The 3,769-nt window shown below is 71.5% G+C and carries 3 protein-coding genes and 1 pseudogene; all 4 read left to right on the forward strand.

All coding sequences use genetic code 11. From position 1 onward, the window contains the following. Positions 1 to 264, forward strand: a pseudogene (locus IH13_RS0118255) (serine/threonine protein kinase); the annotation flags it as partial. A gap of 121 nt (positions 265 to 385) precedes the next feature. Further along, on the forward strand, positions 386 to 1,612 hold the full coding sequence (locus IH13_RS0118260) for a serine/threonine-protein kinase (RefSeq protein ID WP_031085758.1): 1,227 nt from the start codon (positions 386 to 388) through the stop codon (positions 1,610 to 1,612). A gap of 69 nt (positions 1,613 to 1,681) precedes the next feature. Then, entirely contained in the window at positions 1,682 to 2,788 is a 1,107-nt protein-coding gene (prfB, locus tag IH13_RS0118265) for a peptide chain release factor 2 (protein WP_031085761.1), read from the forward strand. A gap of 359 nt (positions 2,789 to 3,147) precedes the next feature. Continuing rightward, on the forward strand, positions 3,148 to 3,769 hold a 622-nt coding region (locus IH13_RS0118270; RefSeq protein WP_031085763.1), incomplete at its 3' end, for an LPXTG cell wall anchor domain-containing protein.

A 3,769-nucleotide genomic window follows, 5' to 3' on the forward strand; every position in this document is an offset into this window, starting at 1 on the left:
CCGCAGCAGCCCGCGCCCCGGCCGGCGCCCGAGCCGCCGGCCCCCCGGCAGCCCCGTCAGCGCAGCGCCAACCCGATGCGCATTCCGGGCCTCGGCTGCCTCAAGGGCTGTCTGTTCACCGTAGTGTTGCTGGTCATCGCGAGCTGGTTGATCTGGGAGCTGACACCGCTTCAGGACTGGGTCGCACAGGGCAAGAGCTACTGGGAGGCCATCGGGGACGGCATCTCCGGCGTCACCGACTGGTTCAAGGACCTCAGCGGCTGACACCCCCGCTTCTGTTTCTATGTCGACTTCCGCGGGCCCGTTTCGCCCGCGGAAGCCGAGGTCGGCGCCGCCCAGGGCACGCAACACCCCGTTCGCCGCGTAACTTTGTCGACCGGGGGTCCTGTCTCTTATACACATCCGGTACACGGCCCACCAGATCCTGGGGCGCGGCAGCGCCGGCACGGTGTGGCTCGGAGAGGGCCCGGAAGGGCCCGTCGCCATCAAGCTGCTCCGCGAGGACCTCGCGTCCGACCAGGAGCTCGTGGGCCGCTTCGTACAGGAGCGCACCGCGCTGCTCGGACTCGGCCATCCGCACATCGTCGCCGTCCGTGACCTCGTCGTCGACGGCAACGACCTGGCGCTCGTCATGGACCTGGTCCGGGGCACCGACCTGCGCACCCGCCTGGACCGCGAGCGGCGCCTCGCGCCGGAGGCCGCCGCGGCGATCGTCGCGGACGTCGCCGACGGGCTGGCCGCCGCCCACCGGGCCGGGGTCGTCCACCGTGACGTCAAGCCGGAGAACATCCTGCTCGACATGGAGGGCCCGCTCGGGCCCGGCGGCGCGCACCCCGCCCTGCTCACCGACTTCGGCGTCGCGAAGCTGATCGACACCCCGCGCCGCACCAAGGCCACCAAGATCATCGGCACGCCCGACTACCTGGCCCCGGAGATCGTCGAGGGCCTTCCGCCACGCGCCGCCGTCGACATCTACGCCCTGGCCACCGTCTTCTACGAACTCCTGGCGGGCTTCACCCCCTTCGGCGGCGGTCACCCCGGGGCCGTGCTGCGCCGGCACGTCACCGAGAGGGTCGTCCCCCTCCCGGGCATCCCGGAGGAGCTGTGGCAGCTCCTGGTGCAGTGCCTGGCCAAGGCGCCCGCCTCCCGGCTGCGCGCCTCGGAGCTGGCGGCCCGGCTGCGCGAGCTGATCCCGATGCTGGCCGGGATACCCCCGCTCGACGTCGACGAGCCGGACACCGGGAGCGAGCCGCAGGCGCACGACGAACAGGGGTATGCCGCCCCGGCCCCCGAGGAGCCCCGCCGCCGCGGCGCGGTCCCGCTGGTCCCCGGGTCCTCCCCGGACTCCAACCGGGACACCCACACGAGCATGCGCGTCCCGGCCCCCGACGAACTGGCCGGCGGCCCGCTCGGTACGGCCCGGGCCCCGCGCTCACCCGGCCGCCCCCGCCCCGGTTCGGCGCGCAACCGCGCCGCCGCGGTCCGCAAGCGCCGGATCACCCTCGGTGCGCTGTGTGCCGCGATCGGGGTGGGCGGGTGGCTCGCCGCCGACGGCGGCGACGGTGGTACGAACCCCGAGGACACCAGGAACTCGGCGCCGGCGGCCCCCTGACGGCGCCCGGCCGGGCCCGGCTCGGGCCGGGCGGGACAGGTTCGCCCGTGCAACCGTTACGCTGGACCCGTGGCAGTCGTCGATATTTCCGAAGAGCTGAAGTCCCTCTCCTCGACCATGGGGTCGATCGAGGCCGTCCTGGACCTCGATGCGCTGAGGGCCGACATCGCCGCGCTCGAGGAGCAGGCGGCGGCCCCGTCCCTCTGGGACGACCCGGAGGCGGCCCAGAAGATCACCAGCAAGCTTTCGCACCTTCAGGCCGAGGTCCGCAAGGCGGACGCGCTGCGCAGTCGCATCGACGACCTCGGGGTCCTCTTCGAGCTCGCCGAGGACGAGGGCGACGCCGACGCGCGCGCCGAGGCCGAGGCCGAGCTGGTCTCCGTCCGCAAGGCGCTCGACGAGATGGAGGTCCGCACCCTCCTGTCCGGTGAGTACGACGCCCGTGAGGCCGTCGTCAACATCCGGGCCGAGGCCGGCGGCGTCGACGCGGCCGACTTCGCGGAGAAGCTCCAGCGCATGTACCTGCGCTGGGCCGAGCAGCACGGCTACAAGACCGAGATCTACGAGACGTCGTACGCGGAGGAGGCCGGCATCAAGTCGACCACCTTCGCCGTGCAGGTGCCGTACGCCTACGGGACGCTCTCCGTGGAGCAGGGCACCCACCGGCTGGTGCGCATCTCGCCCTTCGACAACCAGGGCCGCCGCCAGACGTCGTTCGCGGGCGTCGAGGTGCTGCCCGTGGTCGAGCAGACCGACCACATCGAGATCGACGAGTCCGACCTCCGCGTGGACGTCTACCGCTCCTCGGGCCCGGGCGGCCAGGGCGTCAACACCACGGACTCCGCGGTGCGCCTGACCCACCTGCCGACCGGCATCGTCGTCTCCTGCCAGAACGAGCGCTCGCAGATCCAGAACAAGGCGTCCGCGATGAACGTCCTCCAGGCGAAGCTCCTTGAGCGCCGCCGCCAGGAGGAGCAGGAGAAGATGAACGCGCTCAAGGGCGACGGCGGCAACTCCTGGGGCAACCAGATGCGTTCGTACGTCCTGCACCCGTACCAGATGGTCAAGGACCTGCGGACGGAGTTCGAGATCGGCAACCCCGAAGCGGTGTTCAACGGCGAGATCGACGGCTTCATCGAGGCCGGCATCCGCTGGCGCAAGCAGAGCGAGAAGTAACCGTCACCGTACGGTCGTCGGGCCCGGGCAGATCGATCTGCCCGGGCCCTTCGCGTTCTTCCGCGCGTCGGGGGCCGGGAGTCGGGGGCGGTGTGGTGAATGGGTCACAGTCGTGATGCCGAATAGGCGTCAAGACCCGTGCATAGCGGCCCGTATGCCACGGAACGGCCTTGACGTAGTCCTTATCTGTGGACAGGGTGCTAGGGCAGCATGCGTATGTCTGGGACGGGTGTGATCGGGGGCGGGCGGGATGAACACGGCGCGACGTGGCCCCGCGGAGAGATACCCCGCAGGGCCGAGGACCGCATAGCGCAGAGAGCTGCTCCAATGACGAGATCAGCTACTGGGGGTAGCAACAGATGACGAAGAAGACGCGAATCCGCGTCGCGCGGATAGCCGCTGGTGCGGTTATCGCCGCGGGTGCCTCGCTCACCGTCACCGGTGCCGCGCAGGCCGTGGGCATCATCGGCGTGGACGCCGACGATTCCTCGACGACTTTCCAGGCACGCTTCTCCGGCGACACGAACCCTGCCGACGACGAGAACCCTGCCGGCGGCGTGGACTCGGGCGGTACCAGCGAGGGCGGCGACCAGGGTGGTGCCGGTGACCAGGGTGGTGCGGGCGACCAGGGTGGTGCCGGTGACCAGGGTGGCGCGGGCGACCAGGGCGGCACCAGCGAAGGTGCCGACCAGGGCGGCTCCGGCAACGGCGGCTCCACGGGCGGCGGCTCCGGTGACGGCGGCGCGACCGGTGGCGACACCGGCGCCACCACCACCGGTGGCGGCAACGGCGGCGGCAGCACCTGCACCGTCGACCTCGACGGTGCGGCCTGCGCCGACAACACCGACACCAACAGCGTCGGCAACCAGCCGGTCGAGCAGAGCAAGGGCAAGGACGAGCTCGCCGAGACCGGTGCGGCCGAGACCACGTTCCTGCTGGTGGGCGCCGCGACGATGATCGCCGGCGGTATCGGCTTCCGTA

The organism is Streptomyces sp. NRRL WC-3549 (genome assembly GCF_000721935.1).
Taxonomy (GTDB): Bacteria; Actinomycetota; Actinomycetes; order Streptomycetales; family Streptomycetaceae; genus Streptomyces.